This is a genomic window from Vibrio sp. 1580 (assembly GCF_033340055.1).
Window position 1 is genome coordinate 347,292 of the sequence record NZ_JAWOVT010000002.1, and the last position, 17,421, is coordinate 364,712.

At 44.4% G+C, this 17,421-nt stretch carries 14 protein-coding genes; 6 read left to right on the forward strand and 8 right to left on the reverse strand.

The window, feature by feature from the left end; all coding sequences use genetic code 11:
- Window positions 1-205: 205 nt before the first annotated feature.
- From R7093_RS04695 to R7093_RS04710, 4 genes are all read right to left on the reverse strand, one after another.
- Window positions 206-1,861, reverse strand: a complete 1,656-nt coding sequence (locus R7093_RS04695; protein ID WP_047102719.1) for a hypothetical protein — start codon at window positions 1,859-1,861, stop codon at window positions 206-208.
- A gap of 302 nt (window positions 1,862-2,163) precedes the next feature.
- A complete protein-coding gene (locus R7093_RS04700) occupies window positions 2,164-3,519 on the reverse strand; it encodes an FUSC family protein (protein ID WP_047102718.1) in 1,356 nt (451 codons plus the stop codon).
- A 13-nt stretch (window positions 3,520-3,532) separates the two neighbouring features.
- The gene (locus tag R7093_RS04705) at window positions 3,533-4,396 is read right to left on the reverse strand and encodes an HlyD family secretion protein (RefSeq protein ID WP_005377105.1); all 864 of its coding nucleotides are present in this window, start codon (window positions 4,394-4,396) and stop codon (window positions 3,533-3,535) included.
- A gap of 10 nt (window positions 4,397-4,406) precedes the next feature.
- A complete protein-coding gene (locus tag R7093_RS04710) occupies window positions 4,407-4,619 on the reverse strand; it encodes a DUF1656 domain-containing protein (RefSeq protein WP_005377106.1) in 213 nt (70 codons plus the stop codon).
- 426 nt (window positions 4,620-5,045) lie between these two features.
- On the opposite strand from R7093_RS04710, the gene aspT reads away from it, so the two are divergent.
- From aspT to R7093_RS04740, 6 genes are all read left to right on the forward strand, one after another.
- The gene (gene aspT, locus R7093_RS04715; protein ID WP_047102717.1) at window positions 5,046-6,761 is read left to right on the forward strand and encodes an aspartate-alanine antiporter; all 1,716 of its coding nucleotides are present in this window, start codon (window positions 5,046-5,048) and stop codon (window positions 6,759-6,761) included.
- 95 nt (window positions 6,762-6,856) lie between these two features.
- Window positions 6,857-8,452, forward strand: coding sequence for a bifunctional aspartate transaminase/aspartate 4-decarboxylase (locus tag R7093_RS04720; RefSeq protein WP_213898656.1), 1,596 nt, complete (start codon window positions 6,857-6,859; stop codon window positions 8,450-8,452).
- A gap of 125 nt (window positions 8,453-8,577) precedes the next feature.
- Complete coding sequence (gene pdxY / locus R7093_RS04725; RefSeq protein WP_005377109.1) at window positions 8,578-9,435, forward strand: pyridoxal kinase PdxY; 858 nt, start codon at window positions 8,578-8,580, stop codon at window positions 9,433-9,435.
- Window positions 9,436-9,645: 210 nt separating this feature from the next.
- A complete protein-coding gene (locus R7093_RS04730; protein ID WP_115386040.1) occupies window positions 9,646-10,815 on the forward strand; it encodes a patatin-like phospholipase family protein in 1,170 nt (389 codons plus the stop codon).
- A gap of 17 nt (window positions 10,816-10,832) precedes the next feature.
- Window positions 10,833-11,261 carry a hypothetical protein gene (locus R7093_RS04735; RefSeq protein WP_047102715.1) on the forward strand — a complete coding sequence of 143 codons (429 nt, stop codon included), beginning with the start codon at window positions 10,833-10,835 and terminating at the stop codon, window positions 11,259-11,261.
- 142 nt (window positions 11,262-11,403) lie between these two features.
- Window positions 11,404-12,312, forward strand: coding sequence for a LysR family transcriptional regulator (locus R7093_RS04740; protein ID WP_318146535.1), 909 nt, complete (start codon window positions 11,404-11,406; stop codon window positions 12,310-12,312).
- 286 nt (window positions 12,313-12,598) lie between these two features.
- Here R7093_RS04740 and R7093_RS04745 read toward each other — a convergent pair whose 3' ends face one another.
- The 4 genes from R7093_RS04745 to R7093_RS04760 are packed head-to-tail and all read right to left on the reverse strand — an operon-like array spanning window position 12,599 to window position 17,335.
- A complete protein-coding gene (locus R7093_RS04745) occupies window positions 12,599-13,750 on the reverse strand; it encodes an ABC transporter permease (RefSeq protein WP_047009844.1) in 1,152 nt (383 codons plus the stop codon).
- A complete protein-coding gene (locus tag R7093_RS04750; RefSeq protein ID WP_047102714.1) occupies window positions 13,747-14,913 on the reverse strand; it encodes an ABC transporter permease in 1,167 nt (388 codons plus the stop codon). The genes R7093_RS04745 and R7093_RS04750 overlap by 4 nt, the downstream gene beginning before the upstream one ends.
- A 22-nt stretch (window positions 14,914-14,935) precedes the next feature.
- Complete coding sequence (locus R7093_RS04755; RefSeq protein WP_033906180.1) at window positions 14,936-15,916, reverse strand: HlyD family secretion protein; 981 nt, start codon at window positions 15,914-15,916, stop codon at window positions 14,936-14,938.
- Window positions 15,917-15,919: 3 nt separating this feature from the next.
- Entirely contained in the window at window positions 15,920-17,335 is a 1,416-nt protein-coding gene (locus R7093_RS04760; protein WP_047102713.1) for a TolC family protein, read from the reverse strand.
- Window positions 17,336-17,421 lie beyond the last annotated feature (86 nt).

The window sequence follows — 17,421 nt, forward strand, 5'->3', positions numbered from 1 at the left end:
TGTCCAAAAAGTCATTTGGTGCGTACACCGAAAATGTTAAACGGCATCTAACAAGCGACGTCCTGACGCTTTGGCATTAATCCGTGAATGGTTGGATGGCTTGTTGTATTGATGGCTCAAATGGTAGGACATCGGCGACAGTTTCAGTAATCGCCTTTGTAGGATGCAGTCCTACCATCGTCTAGGGGCCGGCTCTTTATGAGAGCTAGAAACGGTAACCAAGATTTAAGGTTACTGACTCTCGAGTTTCCCCTTTGTTATAGAGAAAGGTCAGGTTGTAGTTTTTGCCGATTTGCTTATTGAAACCAGTCAAAAACGCCCATTGATTAAGATCTACACCAATGTCGTAATCGAATTCGATATCACCACTTTTTACATGCCCGTCCATTCGAGCGTCCAGTCCTTGATATTCTGCTCCGACAAAGAACTGCGTGCGATAATCGACAAGTTGATAACCCAACATCGGCTGTACAGTAACAATACCATCGCCCCAATCATCTAAGCCCTTTAAGCGAGTTTGCGAATAGGTACCAGTGACAGAAGCAAAGAATTCTTTATAGCCAACCGAAAGGGTTGTACCTATACCACGAAGGTCATATTCCAAATGCAGCGGCACGTCTAGGCGTCCGCGACTACAAAGTGCAGATAAACCATCGCAAAACTTATCACCTAATCCTGGCAGTTTATCGTTCAGCTTATCTTTTATGTACTGGCCACCTTCACCCGTGTAGGCGGCATCAACATTGGCATCGACATTAACTTTTCCGATGTAACCAAATACATTCCAAAATGGCAGGATGTTTACATCGCCACGAAGCGTCATGCTCTCAGCACTCACGATGCCGACACTGTCTTCTGGATCAAACAGTTCATTAAGGCCGATGCCTTCAATCGTGAAATCATTAAATGGAATATTCATATCTTGATTTCGATACGCTAGCGACACACCAAACGGCAGAGGCAAATCGATACCTTGACGACGCACCATATCACCCATTAAAGGAAAAACTCGGTCTAGCTTAACACTGGCTTCTTGCATGCGTGGATCAGATACCTCATTCAAGCGTTTTTCGTCTAGTACTTGCACGCCAAGCTTATCTTCATAAATCGCTACCGGTTTTACGCTGCTCATCATTTCGAGGGGTTTATTTTTCTTTGAACCAACTATCTTGGTGTTTTTACTGGCAATCGCAATTTTGCCTGATGTTAACTTCTGGAAGAGGATCTCTTGATCGTAAGAATCCACTTGGTAGTTGTGATGTGTGAACGGTTTATCGTTGGTAATGACCATACGTTTCGGTTCACCATTAACCAACTCAATATCAACGCTTAAAAAGCGGAAGTAGGCGATATCTTGAGGAAGACCGTATTTTGAGTAATTAAAACTGATGATCACATTACCATTCTGATCCTCTTTGGCTCTTACTGATGACGGATCAAAACTCTCCGCGTAGTTTCGAAGGCGGTATTCTGTTCGTGTGAAAGCTTCGATCTCATCAAGTACTTTTTCATTTTCATCGAGTTGTTCAGGGTTGTACTTGATACGCAGATCAATGTTGCCTTTGTTATCGGTGTTCTTAACCAAGTAGACGGACGAATCGCGAACGCTATCACCGATTTTAACACTTCGGTGGGCATGCTCTACCAAATGCTCGCCTTGAACTAGAGAGCTGATGGCCAGTTTTGGTAAATCATGACTGATACCGTATTTGTCGAACAGCGCTCGGCCTTGCTCGATTACTTCGTTGTAGGTCGTCGTCTCTTCAGCGGCGAAGCCAAAAGTGGGGGTAGTAAGCATTAGTGCGCTCGCGAGCACACTAAGAGAAGACGTCTTACCGGCGCGTAATTCAAAAAAACTCATGACAGTTTCCACTCTGAATAGTCTCAAACCTTCGAGACTCAGACAGTTAATGTGTCACTGAACTTCTTGTTCAGTTAGATAGATATGTTTGCTGTGATTGACGTTGTGAATGCATGGTTTTCGATTGCATTTCGTAAATCAATGAGAGGATTTTATGGTGGGTAGAGAAATCCCGTTAATCGCTTTTGATGGATACTATCCTCGCTTTATGGGTTACGAAGGAATAATGGCTAGCTCACAAACAAACAGCCCCGCATAGCAGAAGCAATGCAGGGCTTTAGTTTCAAGAACGGAGGTGACGCTTAGACCGTAACGCGAACACGAAACAGATCAGTAAACAACTTGGCAATCATCAAAATAATCATAATGTTTACCAGCATCAGCAAGGGCGTTTCAATTCGATACGCTGGGGTTAAATTGAGCGCTCCTGATGTCAAGACAACCAATAAGTTAATACCTAGAATTCTGTGTACCATCAGCTTTGGTGTGGAAAAGACTTTCCAAATTACGATGATGTTGATGAAGTAGAATAGCCCAAGCTGCCAAAGCTCGGTCATCATTGGCATTAGGAAAATGTATTGCAATAGAATCACCGTGCCAGTGCCTATCACACCAAAAAATGCATCTTTAATAATGCTTGGTGGCATAGTAGGAACGATTGAAGAGAACACGCCTGCTAGCATCGGAAAAATGAAACCTCCGGGTACGGGCAGATAAATCCAGATCAACAAAGAAGTGACGAACATGGATACACCTTGCAATACCTTTCTGCCGTCTTCATTCAAATGCTGGATAAACGTTCGATGCTCGTGATGCCAAACCGTGTTTTTCTCTCTTTGCATGACATAAGCAACGTGACCAATGAGCGACGTACTTGGATTTTTAATATCAAAGCTTTGCAGTTGCTGCGTTAGTGTTGGCCAATCGATCTCACGACTTTGCGATTTATCTGCTTGTTCTAGCAATCGGTCTTGGATTTGTGCCATCTCATTTAAACGCGCACGCCATAGCTGACGATGTTCTTTCAAGTGGTAGCTGCCAGTAAGTGGTAAGCCGACCAGTTGGAATAACTTTTCTATGTTGGCGCTGTTGGTCTCAAGAGCTTCAATATCTGTATCATTGGGCGATTTCATAGCGTTAAGCATCGCCTCTCTGCTGGTCTCAAAACGTTGAATGAAGTTTTGTTCTGTACTGACTGGCCAGACTAATCGGTACACAACAGAAAACGTGATCACACCAAGAATCGTCTCCTGCATACGAAGGACGGCGAAGTGGAACGTTGCTTGGCTATCAAATCCTCCCATACATGCGATGATGGAGCACACAGCAAAACCGATAGAGAACACATAACCATACTTTTCGTCGCTCGACATAAAAATGCACGCACCTAAAAACAAGGTGAAGAAGGTGAGAAACAAAAAGCGATCTTGAGAAAACGTCGTGATGAGGAAAAAGGCATAACCGATGCCAAGGAGGGTTCCTAATAAGCGATTATGACCTTTGTTTATTGAGTGAGCGAAGCTTTCATTTAATGCCATTACCGCGACTGCGATCGCTGCCCAATACGGTTTCTCCCATTGAAACCATAAGGCAAGGCAGATCGCGATAACGATAGACAGCGCAGCTTTGATTGCTTCTTTGGTTGAGGCATTAAACATACATTCCACCGCATTATTGTTTGATGATTTTGATAGAGGCCGTCATACCAACACGTAGTTGAAAATCTTTCGGTAAGTGATCTAATTTAACTTTAATTGGAATGCGTTGAGCTAAGCGTATCCACTGAAAGTTAGGGTTCACATTGGGCAAAAGATCGTTACCAGTACTACCATCTTGCTTCGCAATGCCGTAGCCAATGCTTTTGATTTTTCCTTCCAGCACAGCTTCATTGTGCATCATTAAGGTCACGTAGGCTTTATCTTGTGGATCAACGCCAACTAAATCCGTTTCTTTGAAATATCCTTCGATCCAAAAGCTGTCTTCATCAATCAAAGCCACGACTGGGGAGTTAGCGACGACTTGAGAGCCGACGCGTAAGTTCAAATTAGTTATATAACCATTCGTTGGCGCATAAACTTTTGTGTAATCAAGGTTTAGCTTGGCTTCTTCAACATTGGCTTTCGCGAGCTCTACGTTGGCAACGGCTGTCTCCACCGCATTGTCTAGGTTATTCAATGTCAGTACAGGTACAGCGCCAGGTGTGCGCTTTTCTAACTTAAGTGCTCGCTGCTCTTCATTTTTGGCCTTTGCTAGTAATGCAATGGCTTGCTTTTGAGCTGCTAGCGCTTTGTGGTACGCCGCTTTATAGATGCTTGGGTCAATCTCAAACAGCAAATCGCCTTGTTTCACTTGCGAATTGTCTTCAACGTAGACTTGGATGATTTGTCCTGTTACGCGGGGGGTTATAGAAACGATGTGCGCGCTAACTTGGCCATCTCTAGTCCAAGGGTTGTCGGAGTATGATTGGTAGTAGCTGAAAATCACGGTGCCAGCGGAACACAGTAGTAGCAGTGTGATGAGATAACGTTTTATCACGGAATTTGCCTCAAAATATGGTAATGAATCGACCAATAACGCCAGTAAAAATCACAATTAGGCTTAGCTCTGCGAGTGCAGGAAATGCAACGTATTTGTGGAGTCCCAGTTTTGTAGCAACGGTTCCGACCAAAATGGTGAGCATGTAAGCCAATGCAATAACCAGCAATAAGGGTGGGAAGTAAACTTCGCCCCACACAAGTTCATGTGGCATTGAGTTCATGGTGTTTTTCTCTATTAACTTGATGAATGGAAAGATAAGGCAAATGATGGCATCCGTGATAATCGCTTTTGGAGGATCTAATCCATCAAACGAAAGGTGTTATGCGCTATATAGAGGGAATGATGCAACCAAACCGCTTTTTTAAGCGCGAAAACAAAAATAAAATTATTTTGCGATTTATCTGGTGTTCATTGCAGAACGCTAAGTTATTAAATTTTCGACAATTATTGATCGATTTTTGCTTTTGAATATGCGAAGTGATGGTTTCATCCTTCAAATGGGATTACGATTTGTGAGGTTTTGTTCCTAATATTCGCTTCGAAGCAAACGAGATGCTTTTTAAATTAAATAATCCAACAAATATGAGTGACAGATTATTCGTTAGATTATTTGAGTTTTATATTTATTAGTAAGAGTAAAATTGTCATGGAAATTATTTCTAATCTTTTTGACATGGCACCATTTGTTGCTCTCTTTATTACGCTCTCTCTCGGTTATATGGTTGGTAAAATTACCATTGGTCGATTTGTTCTTGGCGGTGTTGCCGGAACATTATTAATGGGTGTAATTATTGGGCAATTTGGTGTTCATATTGATCCCGGCGTAAAAAGCATTTTCTTTGCGCTCTTTATTTACGCAGTAGGGTATCAAGGTGGTGCGCAGTTCTTCAGAGCATTGAACTTTAGAACCATCAACATTCTACTTTCTGCTGTAGTGATGACGGTGTCTGGCCTGCTTTGTGTACTAGCAGCAGCTTGGATGTTTGATCTAGACAGAGGTACGGCAGCAGGCCTTGCAGCTGGTGGTTTGACTCAATCGGCAATCATCGGTACAGCGGGTGATGCGATCGCACGTCTTGGTGGTGTGACAGAAGAAGCGAAGCACCTAATGCAGACCAACGTCGCAGTAGGCTACGCAGTTACGTACATCTTTGGTTCGCTTGGTCCAATTCTGATGGTGACATGGGTATTCCCAACACTGATGAAGTGGGATATCCGAGCAGAAGCGATTGCGCTAGAAGAGAAAAATTCAAATGGTAAGCGTGATTTAGCGCCGGGTGAGTTCAACGCTGTCACAGCGCTGGTTACACGAGCATTTAAAGTGAGCAAAGATGGTGGGCTAGCAGGCAAAACCTTAGCCCAGTTAAACCAACACGCTCTGGCTGCTTGTATTGAATTGATTCAACGCGATGGCAAAGTGCTAGACGTGGACAAATTCACAGCACTGAAAGAAGGGGATGTCATTGTTGTAACAGGTCGCCGTAATGCAGTACATCAGCTGCAAGATGGTTTGGCTGACAACGAGATTGCACTTCCAGAAGGCTATGAAGTTATTGAAGAAAACCGTCAACTGATCGCAGACAACCGCAAACTGATTGGTAAGTCGCTGCAAGAGATTAAAGAGGCTTCGAACCAAGGCTCTATGCGCGGTATTTATGTGACGGATTACATTCGTGAAGGCAGCTCTATCGAAATGACGCCGGATCTTGTGGTGAAGAAAAACGACGTCATCCAGCTTACAGGTACAGCAAAAGACATCAATCGCGTTGAGAAAAACATTGGTCAGCGAATGGGCTCAGCAAACGTGACTGACTTAGTCGTGCTTGGTATGGGCATGGTGGTGGGTCTATTAATTGGTCTAATCAGTTTTAAGATTGCTGGTATTCCCGTCACTATCGGTTCTGGTGCAGGTTGTTTGATCTCAGGTTTGATCGTCGGTTGGTTGCGTAGCCGCAATCCGCATGTTGCTCAGTTTCCTGTGGGTGCCGCGAACTTTATTCGAGATTTCGGTTTGGCAGCATTTGTGGGCATTGTTGGCCTTGAGGCTGGCCCTCAAGCGGTCGACACCATCAAAGAACACGGTATGTCTCTGTTGTTCCTTGGCATGGGTGTAACGATTATCCCTCAGATTATTTCGTTCTTCTTCTCATACTTTGTATTGAAGATTAAGAACCCAGTTGAAGCACTTGGCTGTGTTACAGGTGGACGAAGTGCGAACCCAGCATTCGCGGCTTTAATGGAAAAAACAGGTAACGCAACGCCAGTATTCTCATTCACTGTGACTTATGCAGTCGCCAATGTACTGCTTACCCTATGGGGTCCAATTATTGTCGGCATTATTACTTTAAACGCAGGCATGTAATTTAAATAAATTCGAACACGCTTATCGCCTAATTAAATAGGCGGTAGGGGAAGTATTATCCAAATTTTACTAAATAATAGATTCAGGTAAATATTATGACTACGCAAAACACAACAATTGATTTTTCAAAATTTGCAGATTTAAGCCCATTTGAATTAAAAGATAAACTAATTGAAGTGGCACAAACTGTTCCTGACCGCGCGTTATTAGATGCAGGTCGTGGTAATCCTAATTTTCTTGCGACACTACCACGTAAAGCGTTCATTCGTTTGGGTGAGTTCGCAATATTGGAAGCCGAGCGCACTTATTCATACCTAGATGGTGGTTTCGGTGGCATTCCAGATGGTGTGGGCATTGTTGAACGCTTCGATACGTTTGCAAGCAAGAATAAACAAGACCAAGGCGTACAGTTCTTGGAAAAGTCGCTGAGCTACGCAAAAGACCGTTTGGGTCTAGAGAAACAAGCATTCTTGAATGAACTGGTTAACGCATACCTTGCATGTAACTACCCAGTGCCACCACGTATGTTGACGAACATCGAAACCGTTGTGAAGCAATACATTGCAGAAGAGATGTACGGCCCAATGCCAATGACAACAGACTTCGATCTGTTTGCAACGGAAGGCGGTACAGCGTCTATGACGTACACCTTCCAAACTATGTTCAACAACGGTCTATTAAAGAAAGGTGACAAGGTTGCGCTAATCACTCCAATCTTTACGCCGTACCTAGAGATCCCAGAACTGAGTGAATACGAACTGGAAATCGTTGAGCTACGTCTGGATGAGACAACATGGCAACTGCCGATGGCTGAAATCGAAAAGCTTGCAGATACAGACATCAAACTGCTTTGTGTCGTGAACCCAGCAAACCCAGCGTCTGTGAAGTTCTCGGATGAAACTCTGGATAACCTATCAAACTTCGTGAACAACGAACGTAGCGACCTGTTCATTGTGACTGACGATGTATACGGCACATTTGCGGACGACTTTGTCTCACTGTTCGCGAAACTGCCATACAACACGCTTTGTGTGTACTCGTTCTCGAAGTACTTCGGTGCAACAGGCTGGCGTTTAGGCTCGATTGCGATTCAACACAACAACGTGTTTGACGATGCAATGCGCAGCCTTCCTGAAGCGCGTCAACTTGAGTTGGACGATCGTTACAAAACACTGACTCCGGAACCTCGTGAGATCAAATTTATTGACCGTATCGTAGCAGACAGCCGCAGCGTAGCGCTTAACCACACAGCAGGTTTGTCTCTTCCTCAACAAGTTCAAATGGCGCTGTTCTCTTTGAACTGCTTGATGGACTCGGAACAAAACTACAAAGAAGCATGTAAACGCATCATCCGCGAGCGTTACAAAACTCTGTACAAAAACATGGGTGTAGAAATTGAAGAAAACAAAGATCGTGTGGACTACTACACACTGCTTGAGCTCGACACTTTGGGCGGCAAATTGTACGGACCAGCCTTCGTTGAATGGTTCAAAGCGAGCGAGAAGGGCAAAGACTTCCTGTTCCGCCTTGCACATGAAACCGGCGTTATCCTGCTTCCAGGCCAAGGCTTCGATGTAGTGCACGCATCAGTTCGAGTTTCGTTAGCAAACCTTACTCACCACGAATACGAGCTTATCGGTCGTGCAACACGCAAAGTGTTGGATGAGTACTTTGCTGAGTTCCACGGCTAATTAATCCAGCCTGATTAAGAATAAGCCTCGGCGTTGTCGAGGCTATTCCGACCAAATAAGCACAGTGCGCGATATTGTGTTTATTTAGTCGCCAAGCTAACAAACTTCTCAATTAAGAGTGACTTATGAAAAGCATTATTTCTATTCAATCTCATGTGGTTTATGGCCACGCCGGAAACAGTTCTGCAGTCTTCCCAATGCAGAGAATGGGCCTCGAAGTATGGCCAATTCACACGGTTCAGTTTTCAAATCACACTCAGTACCAGCAAGGTTGGACTGGACAGAAGTTTGGGGCAGATGAAATTCATTCTCTAATGAGAGGCTTAGATAACATTGAGAAGTTAGGCGAATGTGGCGCGATACTGTCCGGTTATCAAGGCAGCGCAGAGCAATGTCGAGCGGTGGCCGAAGCGGTAAGTTTAGTCAAATCGCGTAACCACAGCGCGCTTTATGTGTGTGACCCAGTTATGGGTGATCCAGACAAAGGTTGCATTGTGGCAGACGGTGTCAAAGAAGCGATAAGCCATAGCTTGTTGCCCATCGCTGATGTGATTGTTCCTAACCAGTTTGAACTGAGCGAGTTAACAGGTGTGAAAATTGACTCTCTTTATGATGCGGTCACTGCATGTAAAAAAGCCCTAGAGCTGGGACCGAAAATGGTATTGGTGAAACACCTGCATGCACTAACAGATGACGCCTTCAGTATGATTTTAGCCACGCCGAAAGCAAGCTATTTGGCCCAACGCCCTAGTGTTGAATTTGCTATGCAGCCAGTCGGTGTCGGTGATTTGATTTCTGCGATTTTTACTTCTTGTTTGGTGAAGAAGATGTCTCCTGTCGCAGCCTTTCGTCATACACATAACGCCGTTTACGGTGTATTGGAGATCACCAAAGGCTATGGCACATGGGAGCTACAGACGATCAATGCCCAATACGAATTTGTCGAACCGACGCATGAGTTCAACGTCGTGAAAATTGCTTAGCGCAGTACCTAATTAACGGAGAAGCGTAAAGTTAGCATATAGAAACTTGGCATAATTGCTTTGATGGATCGCATCCTACAATCGCGATTATGGGGTTTAGCCGTGCCTAGCTATAGTAACTCCACACAACGAAACGGACTTCATTTTGACCCAATTAACTTCAAACTGAGTCTCTGGTCATACGCCAGAGAACATTAAATGAGACTGATTATGAATCGTTTAATTTCCTCTGGTGTGACGGTTGCACTTTCGCTGCTGATAGTAGCTTGTAGTTCACCTCATACGCTGGATGTTCGTGTTTCTCAAAGCAACTATAAAGATGTCGAGATCGCGAGTTCGACACCAAATGAGCCACTTCGAATGTGGGCCAATGAAGCGCCGGATTTTCTCTACTCAGCGCACAATCAAACCACACCGATCAAAGTAGAGGGTGAACAGCTCAATATTTTGGCCTTATCGGGTGGTGGCGTAAACGGCGCATACGGGGCCGGCGTTTTGATGGGGCTACAGGAAAAGGGGGAGCTAAAAGATTATGCCATCATTACTGGAGTCAGTGCTGGTGCCCTAATCGCTCCTTTTGTTTTCATTGGCGGTGATGCGATGCCAAAGATGAAAGAAGTCATGCTCAACATCAATGATAAGAATATTTTGGGTAAGAAGAACTTCTTAAATACCCTGTTTAAGGACGCGTTTACCGATGGTGAGAACCTCTATGATTTCATCGCAGACGCTTACCCTGAGCCCATGATTGAGGCGATGGCGCAGCAACACCGCAATGGTAAACGCCTCTTTATTGGCAGTACCCATTTTGATTCAGGCGAACTGGTGGTTTGGAATATTGGTGCGATTGCGAACAGTGATTTAACGGACAAATCTGAACTGATTTACAAGGTGCTTGCTGCGAGCGCATCGATCCCTGGTGTTTTCCCTCCACAATTTATCGATGTTGAACATGATGGAGAAACACTTGAGGAGTTACACGTAGATGGCGGTCTCGCAGCGCAGGTGTTCTTTAATCCGTCTAACTTCAACTATCAACAAATCTCAGATGCTTTGGGGTTAGAAAAAGCGCCTCAGCTGGATGTGATTCGCAATGGTGCGTTAAAAGCGCCGTATCGTCCACTAAAAGACAAAGGTTTGGACTTGGTATCGAAAAGTGTCTCAAGCCTTACGCTAGCGCAAACTCGTGGTGATCTCTATCGAATGAAATACATCAGTGAAATCAACGATATCGAGATGCAGTTTACCTACATTGATCAAGATTTCAGATACGCCAAAGTAACGAAAGATATGTTTGATCACCGCTACTTGCTGACGATTTACGAATATGGATTCAAAAAAGCCACCCAAGGGCAACTTTGGGTAACTGAACTCCCTTAATACAGGAAAACGATACAATGAAAAAAGCCGTTCTTACACTCATGATGCTTACCGCTTCCGCGACTGCATTCGCCCAAAGTGGTGCCCATCTTGACCAGCAAAAAGTGGATAGTGATATGCAGCAACTGTCTGCAATCAAAGAAGAAGGTGCAGCCTTTATTATGATTGACGAGAACTCGAGTTACGTGGCGGTCGAGTTCGTGGGAAAGTGGGAAGAGATCAACAACTATGTGTCACACAAAGAAGCGAAACAACGTAAATTGGAAAAAGTGAACAAGCAGTTCGTGTACTCTCAGGTCGGTGAAACGTTGGAGTCACTTGAGCAAAAAGTCGTTGACCACATTTACGCTGATCAACCTAAATATTTCAGTGTCGATGTCTACCGCGATTACCATGGTGACTCAGGAGAATTCAACTATTTAGCTCGTGTCGTTGAGTACAACTAAGTTAGAGAAAACCTACTGAAGCTAGTAGGTTTTTTTGTGTCGTCGAGAAGGAATTCAAACGCAGATTGTTTCCGTTACCAAGTAGCAATTCTACGATCTTGTGGTAATTTAATTAGATAACTCTAAAAAGTAAGCACAACCTATGAATTTTAGTTTTGAACAACTTCTCGCGTTCGTAACCGTTTATGAACAGCTTTCGTTTAGTAAGGCGGCGGTCAAACTCAATAAGCACCGAACCACAATAGGGCAGGTGATTACCAATCTTGAAGACCAACTGGCGGTCAACCTGTTTGAGCGAGTGGGGCGCTCGGTAGAACCGACAGAAGATGGTCATCTTCTTTTCCACTATGCTAAGCAAACCATCGAACAAGCACGTACTTTCGATAAAGTCGCATTAAGTCTAGCTTACGGTGGGTTAGAGAATGTTAGTATCGCCTATTCAAGCGCTATACCACACCGTTTTCTTGTATTGCTTCGTATTCAATTAGCAGCAGATTTTCCGATGATGCGAGTTAACTTTCTTGTTCGTAATCGCAACGAAATTAAAGAGGGTTTACAGAATGGTGAGTATCAATTCGGTATTGTCAATGTACATGATAGTCGAGCAATACATAGTCTGGATGCGACGTTTTTAGGTCATTTTGAATTTGTTCCTTTCGTCCAGAAAGGTGGTGAACTCGCTTCTGTGGCACCAGATCGAGTATTGACAGCCTTGAGGAATAGTAAACAATTTGTACTGCGGTCTCTTATTGAAGAGGGAATGGGCGAAAAAGTCATCGTAAGTTCGAACCATGAAGAGGTCGACCAATTGGCCCTTGTAGTGAAAATGGTTGAAGCAGGTTTAGGATGGGCGATTCTCCCCAGAACGTTTGCCCATTCGGAGTTTTCTAATAATCATATAGAGCCAGTGGAAGCTTCTGAATTATTGGAAGGTTTTAAGTTTGGTTTTGGCCTATGGTGCCAACCCTCTAAGCAAGTCGGTGATGTAAAAAATTCAATCATGAAGGTCGTTACAGAATACCGAGAGAAAATAATCCGCGATATGACTTAGCGGCGACATGTATCTTGCTCATCCCTATCAACAACAAGACTCAATGTGAGTCTTGTTTTTTTGTGTCTGAAAAACGTTATCTTTCTAGCGAAGACTAATGTCTATTGGAAGGATATGACCCTCTATATGAGAGTATGGAATCCATACTTTTTGGCTTAATCTAATCTCGCTCAATGGGTAAGCCCAGAGCAAAAAGTGTTTTTACCATATGTCCGCTGCAAGGACGCAGATTTTCAGCCGGGTTTAGTTACCCGGCTTTTTTTATAGTAATAGAAAATGTCAGCTGTCACCCCAAGCTCTCTGTTACAACTGGCTTGTTACTTCGCTTAGCAATCCAGTACGCAACGCTACCCCAAAGCACGGTGAGTGCCCAAAGCGCCGTCCAATGTGGAGCGACTTGTTGCCAGGTTGCCCCCATTTGGTTTAGCGCTAAGAAAGCTTTTATCGCCCAAGTGCTTGGGCTTAAATCAGCAATCCATAATAAGGGAGTAGGTATGGCTTCAATCGGCCAAATAAAACCAGCCAAGAAAATGAGCGGCATAGAGCTCACTAGGACGACTAAGGTGACAAGTTCACGCCGAGGTAATAAGTAACCTAGCCAGAAGCCTAGTCCGCAACAACCTAAAAAGAACGGTAACAACATAGCCAGCAATTCGCCCGCGTTGGCGATATGGTTTACGTTTAAGCGTTCGAAGCTAAAACCAAAATAATAGGCGCCGAGTAAATAATAAATTGCCACAAATACTAACGTTCTCACAAGCAGCAGCGATCCCGTTGATACTTGTGACCAATAGCCACGACCATGACGCTGTGTTCCCGTTTGCAATCCAACCGCCATGATCAACGTTTGTTGTAAAATCAGAACAAATACTGCCGGCACTACGTATTCGATGTAACCCATGGTTGGGTTGAACGTCGGTTTCATATTAAGCTTAATAGCAGAGTAATTATGGCTAGCCATACTCATGGGCACACCATCTATCACCATTTTACTGACTTTCACTTGGGCCCCTAATGTGCCTCCCGCTTGGGCCAATCCTTCTACCACGGTTCCGTACACGAGAAAATACGAGGCGTCCGCAGCGTAGGCCAGAGTCGGGCTTTTACCTAGCATTAGGTCTTTGTAAAAGTGTTCTGGTATGACTAAAAAACCGGTGATCTCTCGTTGTAAAAATGCTTGCTTTGCATCGGCAATCGTATGAAGTCGAGTGACTACGTTGACTTGCGGAGTGGCATCAACCATACGTTCTAGCTTTAAACTCGTCTGACTACCATCTAGATTAACAATCGCGATTGGTTGTTCACGAGGCGTTTGTTGTGCATAAGGCAAAGGGTATAAAAACGAGTAAAATACGACACCACCAAACACGGTCAACGTAACGACTGGATTGGTTAGAACGGCCTTAAGTTCCGCTTTAATCAGTTGCCACAATGTCATACCGCCTCCTTCGCTTGGCGTGTTGATGAAGCTGTTCGATGTTTACCCATCAAGGCTGCGGTAATGAGCAGAGGCATAACGTAACCAATCATAGGCCATAGCGAGCTTAAAGATTGCGCGGCCGATGCTCCATAGCTTGCTTGACTCACTTGTACTTCAATGTAATGGGTAATCGGCAATAATGAACGCCATGCATAAGCGAGCGTGTTCATGTCAGAAACTGGGAATGTAATTCCCATGAACGCGAAGCTTGGAGCCGTAAATGCGCCAGCAAAACTCATCGCACGTGCAGGATCCATCGACAAGAAGAAGAACAACGCTCCCATAATGATACAGGCGATAACCGTCGCCAATTGTGCTAATAGCATAACCACAAAACTGCCTTCCATTGGCCAATCAAGCACGGAATAAAACCAGTACAAGAACAACGCACCTTGCGCCATAAAGACCGGAATGTACTGACTTAATAGGGTAGTGAGCCTGGCGTATGGCTTTTCGCCCAAAAATGCAAAGCTATTCTTTCCACCATAAATGCGAAAGTGCGCGGCAAGAATCAAAATAGTGCTTACTACAATACATATTTGCCAAATGGCTGGCACGATAGCCGTTACCAAAAATTGTGCGTAGTTATTGTTACGGTTAAATAATGCGGTTATTTGTGTCGACACGGGTACAGCCTGTCCAGCCGCTGCTAACGTTGTGGTGTTACCCTTAGCCAAGTTGCCCATTACTTCAACCTGAGCGTCGAAATAGCCTTGTGCTTGCGCAATGGCAGAGTTGATCAGTTTCGCTACCAAAATGTACTGACTGTTGTAAAAGACAGAAAGTTGAGGTTGGCGGTGCTGGAGAATATCTTGGTCGAACTTAGATGGGATGACCGCGTAAGCGTAGATATCGCCTTCAATCATCGCATTTTTTGCTTCGCTTGCACTGGTGTAGTGATAGTTAACAGCCAGACTCGACGACGCATCCAAAGATTGAATGAGCTTTCGAGAAAGTTGGGAATGTTGTAGATCAACCACACCGATTGGCAGATTCCGGGCAATGCCCGCAGAGAACACTCCCCAAATCATCATCGCGAGCAAAATCGGTATCCAAGTAAGGCACGAAAGCAACCACTTGTCTCGTCGTAAGATATGCCGCTGTGAAATCTTAATCGTCATAGCATTAACCTAGTGGTTGTGATTAAAGTTCAACGACAACACTCATTCCCATACGCAGTTCAGGTTCGGGTTGAGCTGGACGAGCTTCTACTTCAAAGGTACGAAGATCAAAACCTTGAGAAGCATCGGTTGCTCTCCACGTTGCAAAGTCACCCATAACGGCAACATGCGTTACTTTGAACTCAACATTTTTGTTTAAGGCAGGCAAATAGGCATCAAAGGTTGCTCCTTTTCTAAAGTGTTGAAGGTAATCTTCACGCACATTAAGTGTCGCCCAGGCATCTTCTGTATCTATCACAGTAACTACTGGGAAGCCCTGAGGTGCTAATTCACCACTTTGAAGTAGAACTTGAGAGACTTCGCCGTCGAACCAGCTGTAGATCTGAGTATCTTTCGCGTACGCTTCTACTTCGGCTACGGCACCTGATGCCATGCGCGCTTTTTCCGCCGCAGCCACTTTGGTTTCACTTCTAGCGCCTTCTTTTGCCATTTCATACATTTGAAACGCAGCACTTTCTGTGTATTTCGCTGCTTGCCATTGAGTTAAAGCTTCATCGCGTTTTTGTTCTGCAACCACGCCATCGTTATAAAGGTTATTCACACGATTGTAGGTTTTTTCCATTAAATTCGCAGCGGCTTTGGCTTTCATCCACTGATCTTTTGCTGCTTGGATTTGTTGCTCACGTGCGCCTTTCTCAGCTTCTTGAGCTAAGGCGTCCGCCGCTTTTTCACCTGCTTTTGCTTGTTCTAACTTCGCTTCAATTTCAGGACTATGAAGGGTAAAAATAAGCTGACCTTTCTCTACATCGTCGCCTTTACGTACCATGACCTCATCAATACGCCCTGGAACTTTTGAGGAAATACTGTATTGCTGGGCTTCAATTAATCCCTGTAAGCGGATCGGTTCCGGTTGATAGGCTTGGTAAAATTGATACCCAACCCAAGAGGCAACACCCAAAGCACAAAGTGAGAGTAAAACGGGTTTTAGTGATTTAGCTGCCATGATTTATTTCACCTCTTTGGATGTTGAAGCAGGGATATAAGCGGTATTTTGATATTGTTCGAAGCTGTTCATTTCACTGCTCAATGCGAGCAGCTTGGTTAAAGATATTAAATAGCGGAAACGCGCCACTGAACGTTGTGTTTCTATACTCGCGACATAAAGTTGTGCATCCACAACATCCAGAGAAGACGACAGACCCTGAGTAAATGCTTTTTCACGCAAGCGCAGGTTTTCGTTAGCGAGTTCAATGCTAGATGCGAGCCCTTGTACTTCATCAATGGCTTGCTGAGCCTCCAAGTATGTCTTTTGGACTAACAGCGATAAGTCTTGTTTGGCTTGGGACTTTAATGAGTCGACCTGCGAGACGACGCTTTGAGCGGCTTTGACTTTTTCGCTTCGCCCTGATGATTCAATCAGTGGAATGCTGACACCAACACCAACTAACCAGTCAGGCTTCATTTGGCTTGCGAGAGAATCGTCTTCATACAAGCTGTAGTCGCCGTAAAGATAAACTTCAGGGTAGTATTTCCCTTTTTCTGCTTTGATTAAGCTAGAGGCTTGTTTGTGTTTAGCGCTCAGAAGCTCCAACCCCGGATAGGTAAGCAACGTTTGATCGACAAAAGCAGTAAGAGGGGGAAGACTGTCGTTGATAAACAAAGATTCAGCGGGCTCTACGGCATCATCTTGCGCGAGTAATTTACCTAATGCAGCCTGAGCGATACTCAAATCACTGGCTGCTTTACGTGTTTCTACGGATGCTTTATCTAAAGAAGCCTCGGCTTGCAGGCGCTCAACGTGCGCGATTTGTCCTTGCTCTTCAAGCTTAATGGCAAAATCTCGATGCTTTTTTAGCCCTGCTTCAACCGCTTGCCGCGTTGCGAGTACTTCCTTTGCCAGTACGACAGAAAAGTAGTACTTCGATAAATCTTCAAAACGCGCTTGTTGTTCCATTAGAAGCTGGCTTTTCGCCTCATCCGTTTTGCCTTCTGCAGCTGATTGAGCCGCAGAAATTCGACCACCAGTAAAAATCGGCCAAATCGCACGAATAGACGAAGAGAAAATATCGCGCTCGGTTATGGTCGAAGTGGTATTAGCTAAGGCACCAAAAATAGGCTGAAAAGCAGGAGGTACGTTAATGTGTGCTCCTGTGCTGTCTAGGATCTGTTTTCCCGACAGCGTGATATCGGTATCTAAACGCGTGTAATTCGCGCCAATAGTAACCTGAGGTAAGTTGAGATTGCTGGTGGCACTCTCTTGGTATTGGTAGTTCTCGACGTTTGAGCGTTGAGCTTTGAGAGAATAGTTGTTTTCTAGCAATAGCTGCCATGCGGTATCAAAAGTGATCGGTGCCGCATGACAGGCAAGGGAAATCGAGCTGCTAAGTAAGCCCAGTATCCAAAACTTTCCTGTTTTTTTCATAATGGCTGCTTTGTCGTAGAGTATTAGCTCTAATATAAAGGATTCGTAACTGCGTGTTAAGTAGGAGGGAAAATTGGGCAGTAGTA

Bases quoted from the DNA above. Each gene is read 5' to 3' on its own strand.
- R7093_RS04695 (WP_047102719.1), bottom strand. From the start codon at position 1,861: ATGAGTTTTTTTGAATTACGCGCCGGTAAGACGTCTTCTCTTAGTGTG.
- R7093_RS04700 (WP_047102718.1), bottom strand. From the start codon at position 3,519: ATGTTTAATGCCTCAACCAAAGAAGCAATCAAAGCTGCGCTGTCTATC.
- R7093_RS04710 (WP_005377106.1), bottom strand. From the start codon at position 4,619: ATGAACTCAATGCCACATGAACTTGTGTGGGGCGAAGTTTACTTCCCA.
- aspT (WP_047102717.1), top strand. From the start codon at position 5,046: ATGGAAATTATTTCTAATCTTTTTGACATGGCACCATTTGTTGCTCTC.
- R7093_RS04720 (WP_213898656.1), top strand. From the start codon at position 6,857: ATGACTACGCAAAACACAACAATTGATTTTTCAAAATTTGCAGATTTA.
- pdxY (WP_005377109.1), top strand. From the start codon at position 8,578: ATGAAAAGCATTATTTCTATTCAATCTCATGTGGTTTATGGCCACGCC.
- R7093_RS04730 (WP_115386040.1), top strand. From the start codon at position 9,646: ATGAATCGTTTAATTTCCTCTGGTGTGACGGTTGCACTTTCGCTGCTG.
- R7093_RS04735 (WP_047102715.1), top strand. From the start codon at position 10,833: ATGAAAAAAGCCGTTCTTACACTCATGATGCTTACCGCTTCCGCGACT.
- R7093_RS04740 (WP_318146535.1), top strand. From the start codon at position 11,404: ATGAATTTTAGTTTTGAACAACTTCTCGCGTTCGTAACCGTTTATGAA.
- R7093_RS04745 (WP_047009844.1), bottom strand. From the start codon at position 13,750: ATGACATTGTGGCAACTGATTAAAGCGGAACTTAAGGCCGTTCTAACC.
- R7093_RS04750 (WP_047102714.1), bottom strand. From the start codon at position 14,913: ATGACGATTAAGATTTCACAGCGGCATATCTTACGACGAGACAAGTGG.
- R7093_RS04755 (WP_033906180.1), bottom strand. From the start codon at position 15,916: ATGGCAGCTAAATCACTAAAACCCGTTTTACTCTCACTTTGTGCTTTG.
- R7093_RS04760 (WP_047102713.1), bottom strand. From the start codon at position 17,335: ATGAAAAAAACAGGAAAGTTTTGGATACTGGGCTTACTTAGCAGCTCG.